This is a genomic window from Halegenticoccus soli, assembly GCF_002844195.1.
Taxonomy (GTDB): Archaea; Halobacteriota; Halobacteria; order Halobacteriales; family Haloferacaceae; genus Halegenticoccus; species Halegenticoccus soli.
Window position 1 is genome coordinate 580141 of record NZ_PEND01000002.1, and the last position, 16178, is coordinate 596318.

Annotated in this window: 13 protein-coding genes; 4 read left to right on the forward strand and 9 right to left on the reverse strand. The window is 68.1% G+C overall.

Annotated features, from left to right (window positions below):
- Position 1 precedes the first annotated feature (1 nt).
- Together CNO20_RS07920 and CNO20_RS07930 are read right to left on the reverse strand one after the other, a co-directional pair.
- Positions 2 to 1318: an ABC transporter substrate-binding protein gene (locus CNO20_RS07920; protein WP_158237378.1), complete on the reverse strand. Its 1317-nt coding sequence runs from the start codon at positions 1316 to 1318 to the stop codon at positions 2 to 4.
- A gap of 98 nt (positions 1319 to 1416) precedes the next feature.
- On the reverse strand, positions 1417 to 2451 hold the full coding sequence (locus CNO20_RS07930) for a family 43 glycosylhydrolase (protein WP_101295583.1): 1035 nt from the start codon (positions 2449 to 2451) through the stop codon (positions 1417 to 1419).
- A gap of 153 nt (positions 2452 to 2604) precedes the next feature.
- Between CNO20_RS07930 and CNO20_RS07935 the strand changes: the two genes are divergently transcribed.
- Entirely contained in the window at positions 2605 to 3738 is a 1134-nt protein-coding gene (locus tag CNO20_RS07935) for an ABC transporter ATP-binding protein (RefSeq protein ID WP_101295584.1), read from the forward strand.
- Between the two features lie 62 nt (positions 3739 to 3800).
- On the opposite strand, the gene CNO20_RS07940 is transcribed toward CNO20_RS07935, so the two are convergent.
- The 5 genes from CNO20_RS07940 to CNO20_RS07960 form a co-directional block, all read right to left on the reverse strand.
- Positions 3801 to 4949 (reverse strand): ABC transporter ATP-binding protein, encoded by a 1149-nt coding sequence (locus tag CNO20_RS07940; RefSeq protein WP_101295585.1) that lies wholly within the window; start codon positions 4947 to 4949, stop codon positions 3801 to 3803.
- Between the two features lie 32 nt (positions 4950 to 4981).
- Entirely contained in the window at positions 4982 to 5818 is an 837-nt protein-coding gene (locus tag CNO20_RS07945; RefSeq protein WP_101295586.1) for a carbohydrate ABC transporter permease, read from the reverse strand.
- Positions 5811 to 6833, reverse strand: a complete 1023-nt coding sequence (locus CNO20_RS07950; RefSeq protein ID WP_101295587.1) for a carbohydrate ABC transporter permease — start codon at positions 6831 to 6833, stop codon at positions 5811 to 5813. Before CNO20_RS07950 ends, CNO20_RS07945 begins: the two co-directional genes overlap by 8 nt.
- 5 nt (positions 6834 to 6838) lie before the next feature.
- Positions 6839 to 8143, reverse strand: coding sequence for an extracellular solute-binding protein (locus CNO20_RS07955; protein ID WP_233203980.1), 1305 nt, complete (start codon positions 8141 to 8143; stop codon positions 6839 to 6841).
- 185 nt (positions 8144 to 8328) lie between these two features.
- On the reverse strand, positions 8329 to 10446 hold the full coding sequence (locus CNO20_RS07960; protein WP_101295589.1) for a beta-galactosidase: 2118 nt from the start codon (positions 10444 to 10446) through the stop codon (positions 8329 to 8331).
- Between the two features lie 176 nt (positions 10447 to 10622).
- Between CNO20_RS07960 and dgoD the strand changes: the two genes are divergently transcribed.
- Together dgoD and CNO20_RS07975 are read left to right on the forward strand one after the other, a co-directional pair.
- Complete coding sequence (gene dgoD, locus CNO20_RS07965; RefSeq protein WP_101295590.1) at positions 10623 to 11777, forward strand: galactonate dehydratase; 1155 nt, start codon at positions 10623 to 10625, stop codon at positions 11775 to 11777.
- 322 nt (positions 11778 to 12099) lie between these two features.
- The gene (locus CNO20_RS07975) at positions 12100 to 12858 is read left to right on the forward strand and encodes an IclR family transcriptional regulator (protein WP_101295592.1); all 759 of its coding nucleotides are present in this window, start codon (positions 12100 to 12102) and stop codon (positions 12856 to 12858) included.
- Positions 12859 to 13638: 780 nt separating this feature from the next.
- Here the strand turns inward: CNO20_RS07975 and CNO20_RS07980 are convergent.
- Entirely contained in the window at positions 13639 to 14463 is an 825-nt protein-coding gene (locus CNO20_RS07980) for a hypothetical protein (RefSeq protein WP_101295593.1), read from the reverse strand.
- Between the two features lie 30 nt (positions 14464 to 14493).
- Here CNO20_RS07980 and CNO20_RS07985 point away from each other — a divergent pair, with 30 nt between their 5' ends.
- Positions 14494 to 14694, forward strand: a complete 201-nt coding sequence (locus CNO20_RS07985) for a hypothetical protein (RefSeq protein WP_101295594.1) — start codon at positions 14494 to 14496, stop codon at positions 14692 to 14694.
- A gap of 485 nt (positions 14695 to 15179) precedes the next feature.
- Here CNO20_RS07985 and CNO20_RS07990 read toward each other — a convergent pair whose 3' ends face one another.
- A complete protein-coding gene (locus tag CNO20_RS07990) occupies positions 15180 to 15956 on the reverse strand; it encodes an IclR family transcriptional regulator (protein WP_101295595.1) in 777 nt (258 codons plus the stop codon).
- Between the last annotated feature and the right edge of the window lie 222 nt (positions 15957 to 16178).

Genomic DNA, 16178 nt, shown 5'->3' on the forward strand with positions numbered 1-16178 from the left:
CTCACTGGAGCGCCGAGTTGACCCCTTGCGCCGCCTTCTCGATCCCCTCCTGCGGCGAGACGTTCTGCGAGTAGATCTCGGCGAGGTTCTTCGCGATGGGCTCCTGGTACTCGCTGACCGATTCGGTTCTGGGAACGTACGCGAGCTGGTCGTCCTGCGCCATCTCGTAGAAGGTGTTCAGCGTCTTGTCCCACACGTCCGCGTTGCGGAGCTCGTCGGACTCGAGGATGGACTTGCTCGCGGGCAGGTGGCCGGCGTCAGTTCCCCAGGTGCCGGGTTTTTGCGTGAGCCAGGTTGCCGCTTTCAGTGCGGCCTGCTGGGTTTCCCCGCCGCGCTTCGGATTGCGCGGGATCGCCAGCGTGTGGCTGTCCGCCCACGTGTACTTCTGCCCGCCGCCGGGGTAGACGAACGGCTTGAACATGCCGAACCCGAAGTCCTGGTCGGCGGCGGGGCCGTAGAACCACGTCCCGTTCTGGAGGATGGCGAGGTCGCCCGCGTAGAACGCCTTCTCCCACCGGTTGTCGGCTATCTTCGGCTCGTCCCATCCCCACTCGCCGCTCACGTTCGCGAGGTACTCCGCGACGCCGACGCCGGTCTCGTTGTCGAACGCCGCCTTCGTCCTGTCGTCGTTCAGCAGCTGTCCTCCGTCCTGCCGGAGGAACATGAGGTACGTCCGGATGAGCTCGTGGGGGCCGTACGCGGTCGGTCCGAACGCCAGCTTGTCGGTCTCGCTGGCGATCGTATCGCACGCCCGTTTGAACGCGTCCGGGGTCGAAGGCGGCGATTCGGGGTCCAACCCCGCCTCCTCGAAGATGTCCTTGTTGTAGTAGAACCCGGCCGGGTGGGTGTCGAGCGGCAGCGCGAGCCGGTCGCCGTCCAGTTCGGTCGTGCTCCAGATCGAATCGACGTACGCGGACTTCGTCTCCGAGTCGATGAGATCGCCGAGCGGCTGGAGGACGTCCTTGTACGCCTCCAGCTGGGACGTGTGGACGACCGCCAGGTCCGGCGGGTTTCCGCCCGTAAGCGCGGTATACAGTTTGTCGTAGTACTGGTCCCACGGCAGCCGCTGGCGGTTGATCTGGACGTCGTGTTCCTCGTTGAACTGGTCGACCATCTTCTCCATGGCGTCGCCGTCGCCCCCGCCGAACAGCGTCCAGTACTCGATCTTCCCGGAGCCGCCGCCGGAACCGCCGCCACCGCCACCCCCGCCGCCGAGTCCGCCGAGGCACCCCGCGAGCCCGACCGCTCCGCCGACTCCGATCGTTCGAATAAACCGCCGCCTCTTCACCGTGCTTTCCGCTCTGGTTCCGCGTGGCATACGCTCCCAACCATATGATCGGGTGTATAAAAGGATTTCTCATGATCGACCAGGGACGTGATCGTTCGTTACGGATCACGGATCCGGTCGTCGACGCGTCAGCCGTCGATGACCGGGCCGGCGCGCTCTGAACTCGGCGAGCGCCCCTCGACCGTCGGCCACCCCTCTTCCCACGACAGCGGGTCGATCATCAGGCACCGCCGCGGGACAGAGTCGATCCACTCGTCGCCGCGCTCGTAGGCGTGGTAGACGAGCCACTCCGTCCCCGCGTCGTCGACGACCAGCGAGTTGTGTCCGGGGCCGACGAACTCGTCGTTCTCCTCCAGGACGAGTTCCCCGCCGAAGTCGCGCAGGTCCCTCCCCTGCCCGTTCAAGTACGGCCCGTCGAACGACTCGGCCCGACCGACCTCGACCCGGTAGGTGCTCAGCGGCCCCTCGCAGCACGTTCCCGCGGAGCCGAAGAAGTAGTAGTACCCGCCGCGCTCGTGGATGCAGGTCGCCTCGAACCGATCCCCCGCGATCCGGAACGGGTCGCCGACCGCCTCCGCGCCGTCGGGGGAGAGTTCCGCCCCGTACACGCCGTGGAAGCTCCCCCAGAAGAGGAACGGCGTCCCCTCGTGGACGTAGAAGTACGGATCGATCGAGTTCTCCACGCCGATCTCGTCGCTCGTGAACAGCTTCCCGCGGTCGCGGAACGGGCCCGCCGGGCGGTCGGCGGTCGCGAGGCCGATCCCGGGGTTCTCGTCCCCCCACGTCGAGATCGAGTAGTAGAGGAGGTACCGTCCGCCGCGACGGACGACGCACGGCGCCCAGATCGCGCCGTCCTCCTTCCACGAGGGGCGGGAGTCGAAGGCCTCGCCGACGTACTCCCAGTCGACGAGATTCTCGGACCGGACGACCGGGACCAGCCGCGGTCCCTCGCCGTCCCGCCAGTCGTCCTCGGTTCCGTAGGCGTAGAACGTCCCGTCCGACGCCCGGATCGCGGTCGGATCCGCGAGGATCGGCTCGAAGACGGGGTTTCGGTACGTCGGTCCGCCGCTCTCGGCGACGTCGAGGCAGCCCGCGACCGCCCCCGCGGTCGCGTTCGCCACGGCGGCGAGGCCGGCTCTCCGGACGAATGATCTCCGTCGCATGGGCGTGAGTTCGCCGCGTTGGAAATAACTGTTGGGCCGACCGGCGTCGTCGCGGGGCCGCCTTCGTCCGGGGCGCGTCGGGTCGCGGGCGGCGGCGACCGTGGGAAAACTATATAATTAGTAACCAAGAAATCTCCGGGCAGACGACTAGCCATGAGTGGCGTGAGCTTCACGGACGTACGGAAGACGTACAGTGACGGGACCATCGTCGCCGTCGACGACTTCAATCTGGAGATCGCGGACGGGGAGTTCGTCTCCATCGTCGGGCCGTCGGGGTCCGGCAAGTCGACGCTCCTGCGGATGGTCGCCGGTCTGGAGGGGATAAGCGGCGGGGAGATCCGGATCGGCGACCGCGTCGTGAACGACGTCGCGCCGCAGAACCGCGGCGTGGCGATGGTGTTCCAGAACTACGCGCTGTACCCGCACATGTCGGTGCGGAAGAACATGTCCTACGGGCTGAAGCTGACGACGGATCTCCCGAAGTCGGAGATCGACAGCCGGGTCGAGGAGGCCGCGCGGATGATGGGCATCGAGGGGATGCTGGAGAAGCGGCCGGGGAACCTCTCGGGAGGGCAGCAACAGCGCGTCGCCACGGGCCGAGCGATCGTCCGCGAGCCGGAGGTGTTCCTGATGGACGAACCCCTCTCCAATCTCGACGCGAAGCTGCGGCTCCACATGCGGACCGAGCTCCAGCGCATCCAGGAGGAGCTGGACACGACGACGATCTACGTCACCCACGACCAGGAGGAGGCGATGACGATGAGCGATCGGGTGGTCGTCCTGGCCGACGGACAGCTCCAGCAGGTCGCCCCGCCCGAGGAGGTGTACGACAACCCGGCCAACCGCTTCGTCGCGGAGTTCATCGGCAGCCCGACGATGAACTTCTTCGACGGGGTGCTGGGCGGCGGGACGCTCGTCGGCGAGGGGTTCCGGTACGAACTGCCCCCGGACCGCGTCGACCGCGTCGAGGAGCGCCGGACCGGCGACCACCTCGTCCTGGGCGTCCGACCCGAGCGGATCAGGCTCGCGGAACCGGACGACCGCGACAGCATCCCCGCCGTCGTGGACGTGGTCGAGCCGATCGGCAGCGACAACTACGTCTACCTGCTCATCGACGACGTGGAGTGTACGATCCGCGTTCCGTCCGACGTGAGGCCGACCGAGGGCGACCGCGTCCGGATCGCGTTCGACGACTCCGACGTCCACGTGTTCGACGGCGAGACGGAGGAGAACCTCCTCGTCTCCGCCGAACATCGGATACGGGAACCCTCGAAAGCGGCGCAGTGATCCGGACGACGGCGCGGTGAGCGGGCACGCGTGGCGGCGTCGGTGCGCCCCGCCCCGTCCGCTCACCGCACCTCGGTCACGCTCGCGCCCAGCTCGTCCGTCTTGGTCTTCACGGCGTCGCCGCTCTCCGGGTCGAAGAGGTACAGCGCCTCCTCGTCGAATTCGATCCGAACCGAATCTCCCGGCTCCGGCCTGAGCGAGCTGTCGATCCGGGCGGTCAGCTCCTCGCCGCCCATCTCCAGGTAGAGGAAGTTCTCGTTGCCCATGTGCTCTGTGACGGTGACCGTCGCCTCGTTGCCGCCGCGCTCTACGAGCCGCAGGTCCTCGGGACGGACGCCGACCCGGACGCGGTCTCGGTCCTCGACCGCCGACGCGTCGTCGAGCGCGTACGAGAACCCGCCCGGTCCGCGGAGCGTCGCGCCGCGGCCCTCGGCGGCGTCGCGCCGCGCCGGCCGCTCGACATCGGCCGCGAAGAGGTTGATGCTCGGGCTCCCGATGAAGTCCGCGACGAACTCGTTCGCGGGCGACCGGTACACCTCCTCCGGCGTTCCGACCTGCTGGAGGACCCCGTCGTTCATCACCGCGATGCGGTCGCCCATCGCCATCGCCTCGGTCTGGTCGTGCGTCACGTACACCGTCGTCACGCCGAGTTCGTGCTGGAGCTCCTGCAGCTCGGTGCGCATCTCGGCGCGGAGTTTGGCGTCGAGATTGGAGAGGGGTTCGTCCATCAGGAACACCTCCGGCTCGCGGACGATGGCGCGCCCGAGCGCGACGCGCTGCTGCTGGCCCCCGGAGAGCTCCTTCGGCTTCTGGTCGAGGAGCTCTTCGATCCCCATCATCTCGGCGGTGGATTCGACGCGGTCGTCGATCTCGGCCGCGGGCATGTCCGTCGAGAGCTTCAGGCCGAATCCCATGTTCTCCCGGACGTTCATGTGCGGGTACAGCGCGTAGTTCTGGAACACCATCGCCACGTCGCGGTTGCGCGCGCGGCGGTCGGTCATGTCCCTGTCGCCGAACAGGATCCGGCCGTCGGTGACGTCCTCCAGCCCCGCGATGCAGCGGAGCGTCGTGGTCTTGCCGCAGCCCGACGGGCCGACGAGGACGAGGAACTCCCCGTCCCCGATGGTCGCGTCGAGGTCTTCGACGGCGACGACCGCCTCGTCGCCCGAATGGTACTCCTTCGATAGGCCGTCGGTGGTGATCTGTGCCATTATCGGTCACTCCGTGTCCGTCTCATCGTCTGTCACTCCTTCAGGGAACCGGCGAGGATGCCGCTGACGAACTGCTTCTGTAGCGCGAGGAACAGCGCGAAGATGGGGAGGATAGAGATCGTCGCCGCGACCATGATCTGGTCGTAGTAGACGCGCTGGAACCCCACGAGCTGTGCGAACGCGACCGGGATCGTGTACATCGACTCCTCCTGCAGGACGACCAGCGGGTAGAGAAAGAGGTTCCACTGGAACAGAAAGAGGATGATCGCGAGCGCCGCCAGCGACGACTTCATCGTCGGCAGCGCGATGCGGTAAAACAGCTGGAACTCGGTCGCCCCGTCCATCCGGGCCGACTCCAGCAGCGCGTCGGGGATCTTCTTCATGTTCTGGCGCATGAGGAAGATGCCGATTGGGTTCGCCGCCCACGGCAGGATGATGGCCTGGTAGGTGTTCGTCCAGCCGAACCGGACCATGAGGAGGAAAAGCGGGATCACGAGCAGCTGGATGGGGAGGACGAGCGTCGCGAGGATCCCGTAGAAGATCGGCTCCTTGAACCGGAACTCGTACTTCGCGAACGCGAACCCCGCCATCGAGCACAGGAGCATCGACAGGAGCGTGTAGACGACGGCGATGAGGACGCTGTTCCCGACGCTCCGCAGGAAGTCGAGCCGACCCTGCAGCGCGTCGAGGTTGGCGAGGAACTCGGTCCCCGGCAGGAACCGCGGCGGGTACGACAGGAACGCCGGCTGGGGGAGCGACGCCGCGACGACCATCCAGTAGATCGGCACCAGCGTCAGCGCCACCGCCGCGAGGAGGAACGTGTACGTGAGGAACTGCCAGACGCCCTCGCGCCGGTCGGCCTCACGCATCGTCCTCACCCCCGATGCGGATCTGGATTATCGACAGGGCCCCGACGACGACGACGAGCGCGTAGGTGAGCGCGCTCGCGTAACCGAGATTGAAGTTGACGAACGCCTCGCGGTAGACGTACTGGACGATGGTCAGCGTCGCGTTCGAGGGGCCGCCGCCGGTGATGATGTACGGTTCGGCGAACAGCTTGAACGTCCCGATGGTCGAGAGGACGACGACGAACAGCAACACGGGTCGCAGCTGCGGCAGCGTCACGTACCGGAACTTCTGCCAGCGAGTCGCGCCGTCTATCTCGGCCGCCTCGTACAGCTGCCGCGGGACGTTCTGCAGCCCCGCGAGCAGGATGATCATGTTGTAGCCGACCCACCGCCAGGTGACGGCGCCGACGATCGTCATCCGCGCCCAGAACGGCTCCGTGAGCCACGGAATCGGACCGACGCCGACCCGCGCGAGCGCGTAGTTCACGACGCCGAGCTGCTCGTTGAGGAGCAGGAGGAACACCGTCGAGTAGGCGACGAGGTTCGCCGACACGGGAAGCGCGAGCGTCGTCCGGAGCACGCCCTTGAACCGCACGAACGAGGCGTTCAGCGCCAGCGCCAGCGCCAGCGCGAGCCCGATCATCAGCGGCACCTGCACGAGGAGGATGAACACCGTGTTGAAGAGCGCCTGGTGGAACAGCTCGTCGGTGAACAGGCGGGCGTAGTTCGAGAGCCCGACGAACTCCAGCGACGCGAGGCTCTTGATCTCGACGACGGTGAACCCGAGGTCGAACCAGAGGATCGTCCCGTCGCCGACCCCCTGGTACTCGAAGAACGACAGGTACAGCGTGTAGACGACGGGGAACGCGAGGAAGACGCCGAACAGGACGAAGAAGGGCGCGAGAAAGAGGTACGGGACGCCCGGAACGGCGGGGAGAGCGTCGCGCACACCCTGTCGGGCGTACCGCAGCCGGTCGGCCGCGGACGGCTCGTAGGTCCGCCGCGGCGCGTCCGACGTCGATGAGTCTGCTGTCATGGCCGTTACGCCAGGTCCCTGTCGGTGCGCTCTGCGACCTGCTCGGCGGCCTTCGTGACCGCCTCCTTCGGCCCGTACTTGCCGTCGAGCATCCGCTGCAGGTGCGTTCCCATCGCCTCCGTGACCTCCGGCGTGTCCGCGGTGAAGCGGTATCCCGGGATGTCGGCCGAGAGCTCCGCGAAGATCCGTCGTATCCGCTGCCCCCCGAAGAAGTCGACCTTCGCGCCGTAGAGGTCCGCGTCGTACGCGGCCTTCAGCGCGGGGAAGATCCCGTACTTCTCGTACATCTCGTTCTGCATCTCGGGGGTCGAGAGCGCGAACTTCACGTAGTCCCACGCGCGGTTCGCCACGGCGTCGTCGGTCTGCTTCGGGATGCAGAGGTTCGACCCGCCCCAGTTGGTCGCGCGGTTGCCGCCCGTCTCGAACGCGGGGAGGGCGTAGACGCCCCACTTCCCGGAGGTTTTCGGCAGCGAGTCGCGCAGCGTGCCCTCCATCCACGCGCCCGCCGGGAGCGAGGCGATCTTCCCCTCGCCGTAGGCGCTGAACCAGGACGAGGACCACGACTGCATGTTGGCCACGATACCCGCTTCCTCGAGATCTCGAATGTGCCGCGCGACGCGGACGCTCGCCTCGCTGTGGACGTTGACGGCCCCGTCGGCCGTGAACGGCTCCCCGCCGAGCTGGCGGAACTGCATCCGCCAGACCCCGGCGAGGTCGTTGGGCGGAAGGTTCCCCATGAAGACGTCGTCCGGGAGCTTCCTTCCGGCTTCGACGTACTGCTCCCACGTCTCGATGCTCGACGGATCGATCCCGTGCGCCTCGTAGACGTCGCGCCGGTAGAACACGCCGACAGGTCCGATGTCCCACGGGAGCGCGTACACGCCGCCGTCCTCGCCGGTGATGGCCTCCCACTTCCCGGAGACGAACGCGGATTTCAGCCCGGCGTCCGAGATCCGGTCCGAGAGGTCTCGCAGTCCACCGGTTCCGATGAACGACGGCGCCACCACGCTCTCGAGGATCGAAAAGTCGGGCGCGCCCGACCCCGACAGCAGCGCGGATTTGAACTTGTCGACGAGCGCGTCGTGGCCGTACTGCTCGATGGTCACGTCGGCGTTCCCGTTCGCCCGCTTTTCGTACGGCTCGTCGGTCAGGTCGAGCGACTTCGCCGCGACGTCCCACGCCCAGCCGGTGGCTTTTGCGGCCATGTCGTTTCCGCCGTCCCCCGCGGAGTCGTCCGCGGCGTTCGGATCGCCCGTGCCGACGCACCCGCCGAGGCCGGCGACCGCCGCCGCTCCGCCGAGTGCGAGCAACGACCGTCTGTCGATCGCGTTAACCTTTCCAGATATTCAGTCGCAATCATTACTGTTCTAGAATATAATTATAATGGTTTTTGTCACGCTCGCAACGAGTGTGGTAAGCCGCCTTCCCGGCTGCGAGACGGACGGCGCGTCTCGCGATCGACGACCCGTCGGCCGGGGGACGGGAGTGCCCGACGTCACCGGTTCTCGCCCCGGCGGCCGGCCGTACCGGTCGATCGACAGGACCGGTCGACCGACACCGACCCGAGATCCGCCTCGACGACGCTCACGTCGAACGCGCCGACCGCGGCGTCGCCGACGACCCAGGCGGCGTCGGCCGGGGCCGAGATCCGAACCGGATCCGAGGTGAAGTTCGTGATCCAGACGAATCCGTCACGCTCGGCCGCGCGGACGCCCGTCGGGAACCGGTCCGCGCACCCGACGCCGGCGCGGTCGAGCAGGTTGCCCGCGACCGCCGCAGCCAGATCGGCCTCGGGCCACGTGCCGACGTGGGTCGCGGATCCGCTCCCCACGTCGTTCCGGACGATCGCCGGCCTCCCCGCGGCGACGCCGCTTTCGTGCGTCCCGACGACGGTCGCGTCTCCCGGCGCGAGCCACTCCGCCCACGTGCGCGCCGGGTACGGTTCTGCGGTGCGGTTCGGCCGACCGGGCCGGTCGGTCTGATCGGACCGACCGGATCGACCCGACCCGCCGGAACCGTCGCTGTAGGACACCTCCGGCGCGATCGAGTCCGGGAGGCTCTCGTGGCGCTCGACCGTCGCGCCGACGAGGTCCGCGAGCGGTCCCGGCGCCGGTTCGGCGCGGAGCTTGTTCCACGGGTCCTTGACGCCCGACCGGATCGTCAGGAGGAGCTCGCCCCCCGCCTCGACGTAGTCGCGCAGGTGCGACGCGAGGGCGTCGTCGACGAGGTGGAGCGTCGGCGCGACGACCGCGGCGTACCCGTCGAGGTCCGCCCGCGGGTGGACCACGTCGACCTGCACTCCCCGCTCCCGCAGCGCCCGGTAGTAGGTCCGCGCGTGGGACCAGTACTCGAAGTCGGGCGAGTGCGGCTGGATCGAGAGCGCCCAGTGGTTCTCGTAGCCGTGCAGCAGCGCGACCGGCGCGTCGACCGACGCGAGGTCCGGGAGCTCCTGAATCTCCTTCGCCGCCCGCCGGGCGTCGTCGTACCCGCGATCCGGCGAGCCGTCGGCCTTCCTGAGCCCCGCGTGGTACTGCTCCTGTCCCTCCAGACACCGACGCCACCTGAAGTAGAGCACGGCGTCCGCCCCGTGCGCCGTCGCGTGGTGGGCCCACAGGCGCATCGCCCCCTCGGCGGGCTGCGGGGCGTGCGGCGGCCAGTTGATGTCGCCCGGCTGCTGCTCCATCACCCAGAACGGTTCGCCGTTCGTTCCCCGGTAGAGGTCGTGGTTCACGCCGACCTGGTCCGGGTCGCCCGCGCGGAGTTCGTCGGGCGTCGCCTCCTCCGGCCGTCGATACTGGGGGAACCCCGTCGGGTACGAATCCCACGCCACGAGGTCGAGGTCGTCGCTGACGGCGTGCGCGTCGAGCGTCCCGAAATCGCCCATGAAGTTGTGCGCGACGAACCACTCCGCGTTCGCCTCCCGCACGAGGCGGGCCTGGAGCCGGCTGTACTCGACGACGCTCTCGCTCGCGAACCGGTAGTACTCCAGGAGGTGCGAGGGGTGGTGGTCGGACGGGGTCGGCCGCGGCGGCTCGACCGCCTCGAAGCCGCCGTACCGCTGGCTCCAGAACGTCGTCCCCCACCGCCGGTTCAGCTCGTCGACGTCGTCGTAGCGGTCGCGGAGCCACTCGCGGAACGCGGCGGCGCAGTCGTCGCAGTAACAGCGGACCGTCCCGTGACACCCGAACTCGTTGTCGATCTGCCAGCCGACGACGCGCGGATCGTCGGCGTAGCGATCGACCATCCGCGAGACGACGCGCTCCGTCTCCGCGCGGTAGGCCGGGGAGTTGAAGCAGTAGTGCCGCCGGCTCCCGAACCCCCGGGGGGTGCCGTCCGGCTCGGCCTGCAGGATCTCGGGGCGCTCGTCGACGAGCCACTTCGGCGGCGTCGCCGTCGGCGTACAGAGGACGACCTTCAGCCCCCGCTGGCCGAGGATCTCCACGGCCTCGTCGAGCCACTCGAAGTCGAACTCGCCGCGGCGCGGTTCCAGCACCGCCCAGGAGAACTCCGCCATCCGGACGTACTCGATGCCCGCCTCGACCATCTGGTCCGCGTCGGTCTCCCACCGGTCCCGCGGCCAGTGTTCCGGGAAGTAGCAGACGCCGATTGTCATGCGCCAGCGATCTACGCGCTTCGGGTAAAACCTTCCCCTCCGGCGCGCTCTCTCGCGGGCGTCCGCGTCGGTCGCACCAATCGATCATCGATCCGTACTCGGTCGTACAACGGGTCCCCGTCGGACCGCGCCGCGGCTCCGGTGGTTACATACCCGCGTGCCGCCACGTAACGGCTATGACACGGATCGTCGACTACGAGCTGTACGAGGTGCCGCCGCGGTGGCTGTTCCTCCGCGTCGAAACCAGCGACGGCCTCGTCGGCTGGGGCGAACCGATCGTCGAAGGGCGCGCGAAAACCGTCCAGGCGGCCGTCGAGGAACTGATGGACGCCTACCTGCTCGGCCGGGACCCCTCTCACATCGAGGATCACTGGCAGACGATGTACCGCGGGGGCTTCTACCGCGGCGGCCCCGTCCTCATGAGCGCCATCGCCGGGATCGATCAGGCGCTCTGGGACATCAAGGGCAAACACTACGACGCACCCATCTACGAACTGCTCGGCGGGCGCGCGCGGAACCGGGTCCGCGTCTACCAGTGGATCGGCGGGGACCAGCCGTCGGAGGTCGGGGCGGCGGCGGCGGAGAAGGTGGAGGAGGGGTTCACGGCGCTGAAGATGAACGCCACCTCCGAGATCCGGCGCGTCGACTCCCCCGCCGCCGTCCGGGAGGCCGCCGACCGCCTCCGCGAGGTCCGCGAGACGGTCGGCCCGGAGATCGACGTGGGCGTCGACTTCCACGGCCGGGTGACGAAACCCATGGCCAAGCGGCTGGCGGCGGCGCTCGAACCGTATGAACCGATGTTCCTCGAAGAGCCCGTCCTCCCCGAGCACAACGACGCGCTCTCAGCGATCGCGGCGCACACGTCGATCCCCATCGCCACCGGCGAGCGCATGTACTCCCGCTGGGACTTCAAGCAGGTGTTCGAGAGCGGCGCCGTCGACGTGATCCAGCCCGACCTCTCGCACGCCGGCGGGATCACCGAAGTGCAGAAGATTGCGGCGATGGCCGAAGCGTACGACGTCGCGCTCGCGCCCCACTGCCCGCTCGGCCCCATCGCCCTCGCGTCGTGCGTCCACGTCGACATCTGCTCGCCGAACGCGTTCATCCAGGAGCAGAGCCTCGACATCCACTACAACGAGACGAATGACATCCTCGATTACCTCGCCGACCCGGACGTGTTCCGCTACGAGGACGGCTACGTCGACGTCCCGGAGGGGCCGGGACTGGGGATCGAACTGAACGAGGAGTACGTCCGCGAGCAGGCAGGCCGGACCGTCAACTGGCGGAATCCCGTCTGGCGGCACGACGACGGCAGCATCGCCGAGTGGTGAGGGCCTCCGAGCGGGGCGGCCGTCCTCGCCGCGGGACGTTTTCCGGTCGCATCGTCGATCCCGATCGGGCGGCTCCGTCCCGTTCTCAAAGTGAGAACGGGACGGATCGAACGGGCCCGCCGGGGCGAACTACTCGCCGCGAGGACGCCGCCGGCACCCGTCTCCGCTCCGAGCGCACTCGGTTCGGACCGCCGCTCGGATCGGAGTCGCGCCGTCGCGCGGCGTTCGGCGGCGGCGCGCGAACCGTTCGTTCGGCGCGGGCGGTCGTTCTCGTAACGAGAACAACTGTTATGTGGGCCGCCGTCGAAGGGGGCGAAAGACCATGAACGCCGACGGACCGCCGCAGGTGCGGACGACGACGACGAGCCTCCGGATCGTCGAGGCCCTCCGGGAGCTCGACGGGGCCGGCGTCACGGAACTGGCGAACCGACTCGACATCTCGAAGAGCGCGGTTCACAAGCATCTCACGACGCTTCACCGCCTCGGGTACGTGCGCCGGGAGGGGAACACGTACCAGGTCGGACTCCAATTCCTGCACCTCGGCCTCTACGCGCGCGACCGGCTGCCGGTCTTCGAAACCGGCCGCGACGCGGTAGAGCGGCTCGCCGAGGCGACCGGGCACGCGACGAATCTCATGGTGTACGACGGCGGGTACGGGGTGTACGTCCGCCACATCCCGGGCGGCGGGGACGATCCGATCCGGGAGGGCGAGCGGGTGTACCTCCACGCGACAGCCGCCGGCAAGGCGATCCTGGCGTTCCTCGACGAGGGCGAACGGCGGTCCGTGCTGGAACGGATCGGCCTCCCGGAGATGACGGAAAAGACGATCACCGACCGGGCCCGGCTCGAACGGGAACTCCGTTCGGTCCGCGACCAGCGCCTCGCGTTCGACCGCGAGGAGTACGCGGAGGGGTATCAGTGCGTCGCATCGCCGGTCGTCGGCCCCGACGGCGTCACCGCGGCGGCCGTCAGCGTCTCCGGGTCGATGGATCGGATGACCGGGAAGACGCTCGAAGAGGACGTGACGGGGCTCGTCGTGAGCACCGCCAAGTCGATCGAGAACGAGTTACTGTCCCGGTAACGCCCGATGGAGTGTCGCACGCGAGAACGCTTCGGCGGACTCGAACCGTCGCTCCCGGGGGGAGTAGCAGCGCGGGGACGTCGCTTTGCTCGCCGTCGATGCTCCCGGACGGCCCGCAGGGACGCTGACGCCCGGTCCGACCGTGTCTCGAACCCGATCGACGGTTCGCGAACGAGCCTCGGTTGTTCTCATATCGAGAACGGCCGTCGGCGATCCGAGACCGTCCTTACACCCGTAAGCCTGTAAACCCCCAGCGCTCGGCCGCGACCGACGAGTTCGGCGTCACCGACGGCTCCTCGTCGAACTGAGTTCGTCTACCGGTAGGTAATCCGTATGCGACCCGATAAATGATCGTCACGAACTGAAGTACCTGGATCACTCCTGGTGTTACAGTTCGACAGTCGGTAATATATTCTCTGCGAGAGTTCCGTTCGGGGGAAACGCTGCGAGAACGGTACTACCGAGAACGGTGATACGGGTCCGGTCGGTCCCCGCTACCGGCCGTTTGATCCGTCGGTAACGGGGACCAGTCGGTCGATCCCCGGAATCGTCGACGGACCGACGTCGCGGGCGGGACGTCGTCGGGAGTTCAAACGTCGTCTCCCGGACGCGATATCGAGCGTCTTCGCGGCGCGGCAGGGGTCATCTCGGCTCGACCGTTCGTTCGAAATCCGCGGTAACTGAAAGGCACTCCGGTACGGCGACTTCCGTCGACGAAGCGTTCCGTCCCGCGACAGCTCCGCCAGACGATCAGCGGCCGGCGGTTTTTCGGTGAAATCTCTATCGATCGGCGATCGCCCGAAGAGGTTTTGCCGTCGAACGCTGTCTGCGTAGCCGTGCATCGCGTTCACGAGAACCGGCGGACGGCGGCTTCCCGTCCCTCTCCGACGAGCGTCGCTCCCGACCGCGCCGGAGCGGGCGGAACTGATCGCCGCGCCCGCCGAACGGCGAACAGCGCGCGACGATGAACGGTAACACCGCACTCGCGACCGCGGCGGTGGTGTGCTGTCTCCTCCTAGCCGGCTGTGCGGCCGTCGAATCGGCGCCTCCCGGGACGCCGTCCCCCGTCCCGCAGGAGCCGACGACGGACTCCGGACCGACGACTGACCCGCCCGGGACGGAGCGGACCGACGCCCGTTCGACGACCGCCGCCCCGACGGAGTCGACGGCGACGGACACGCCCGCCGACACGCCGACGCCGACTCCGGAGCCGACGCCGACCCGGACCGAGACGGCCGTGGCGACGGAGACGCCGACGCCAACTCCGACTCGAACGCCGACGGCGTCGCCGTCTCCGGAGCCCACGACGGAAGGCCCGACGACGCAGCAGCCTACGCCGACTCCGGAGCCGACGCCGACTCCGGAGCCGACGGCCACGCCGACGGGGGAACCGACGACGACGGAGACGCCGACTTCGACTCCCCCCGACGAGTCGACCGCGACGCCGAACGGATCGGCGGAATCGTCGGCGACGCCCGACGAAACGGGAACGACCGACGCGTCGGGGACGAGCGCGGAGTGACCACCTTCCCGGTCGACCGAATAGAGCGCGGTGGAGAGGACGACCCGGCCGACGGGTCCCGGCTCGAACCGGGCAGAAAGCATTTATCGCACTGAAGCGGATACTCGGGAGAAATGTCATCTCACGTGGCGGACGAAGTGATCTGCAGGACGTGCACCGTGTGCGGGACGGCCCTCGAGATCGCCGTGACGACCGACGGGTCGTTGGAGGGCGGGGGGCACTATTTTGGCCCGCTGTTCGCCCACATCACCGACGCGACCGAGAGCGACGCCGCCGCCGAGTACTGGGAGTGCGACGAGTGTTTCGCCCGGTGAGCGGCGGCACGACCGCCTGACGGCCGGCGACGGCGGTCCGAACGGCGGCGGTCGCGCTCCGCTCACCTCCCTCCCGGTGACGTCTCCGAGACGTCGTGGCGTCTCGCGCCGGACGCGGGGGACTGTCGCCGTCGGCGTTCCGAAGCCGACAGTTCACGTTCGTTCTGCCACGTAATTATTGGAACACCCGGGCCGCGTCGTACTCCGACGGGAAAGCGCCCCGTGACGGACTTCGAACGAGAGGGGCCATCGGATCCGCAAGACGAAACGCGGTTCGCGCCGACGAGAGCCGCTCAGAATTTGTACACCGATCCAGCGCAGGTCGAATAGTCGCGCCTCGTTTCCAATCGCTTTCGTGCTTTCGGCCCGCTAACTCCGACCTCCAGCGGGACGCGCGCGGCGGGCGGCCGACCTGCTACCGATCGACTCTGTTACGAAATTAGGGCTGTAACGCGGTCGTTCGCCCGTTCGAAAGAACGAAACGACTAGGAGAACGTCAGGTTGATCTCGACCTCGTTCGCGGCCCCGAGCAGGAGGTCGGGGAGCTCCTTCGTCAACCGGTCGCCCTTCAGCCGATTCGCCGGCCCGGAGATGCTGATCGCGCCGGTGGCGACGCCCTCGTCGTCCGTTATCGGCGCGCCCACCGCGTGGAGCCCCGGTATCGACTCTTCGCGGTTGAACGCGTAGCCCCTGTCGGCGATCCGTTCGAGCTGTTCGAACAGGTCGTCGCGAGAGGTGATCGTGTTCGGGGTCCTCGCGGGGAGGCCGTGCTCGTCGACGATGCGCTCGACCCGCTCGCGCGGCGCGTGAGCGAGAATCGCCTTGCCCGCGGCCGTCTGGTGGAGGTAGCCGCGCTCGCCTTCGCGCGCCGTCGTCCTGACCGAGTGCTTTCCGGCGGCGCCGTAGAGGTGGACGCTCCGGCCCTGTTCCTCCGCCAGACACCACACTTTCTCGCCCGTCGTCGCCGCGAGTTCGTCGACCTTCGGCTTCGCGATCTCGTAGAGAGGTCGCAGGCTACGGGCGCGCAGCCCGAAATCGAGGAGTCGGAGGCCGAGGCGGTACCCGCCGTCGTGCTCGACGACCAGGCCGTGCGTCTGAAGCGTCGCGAGGTGTCGGTGGACGGTGCTCTTCGCCAGGCCCAGTCGGCGCGCGAGGTCGCTGACGCCGAGCGACTCCTCTTCCTCCGCCTCCTTCAGCTGTTCGAGGATTGCGAACGACGTTTCGGCGGTTTTCACCGGCCGTTTGTTCGGTTCGACGGGCATCCTACCGCCCGAGACGGAAACCATCGTAATAAATCTTGTTCGAGTAGTTCGAACGGTCGTCGGTCGATCGGTCGGCGATCGGCCACCAATAAAGCAAAGTCGCCGGGGTCAGAGGTAGCCAGTAACATGCTGAGGATGCTAGCCAAGCCGGTCCGCGAGGACAGTCACAGCTACGGAGCACCCGCGTCGACGGACGCGGCGGTTCGATCCGACGGACGCGAC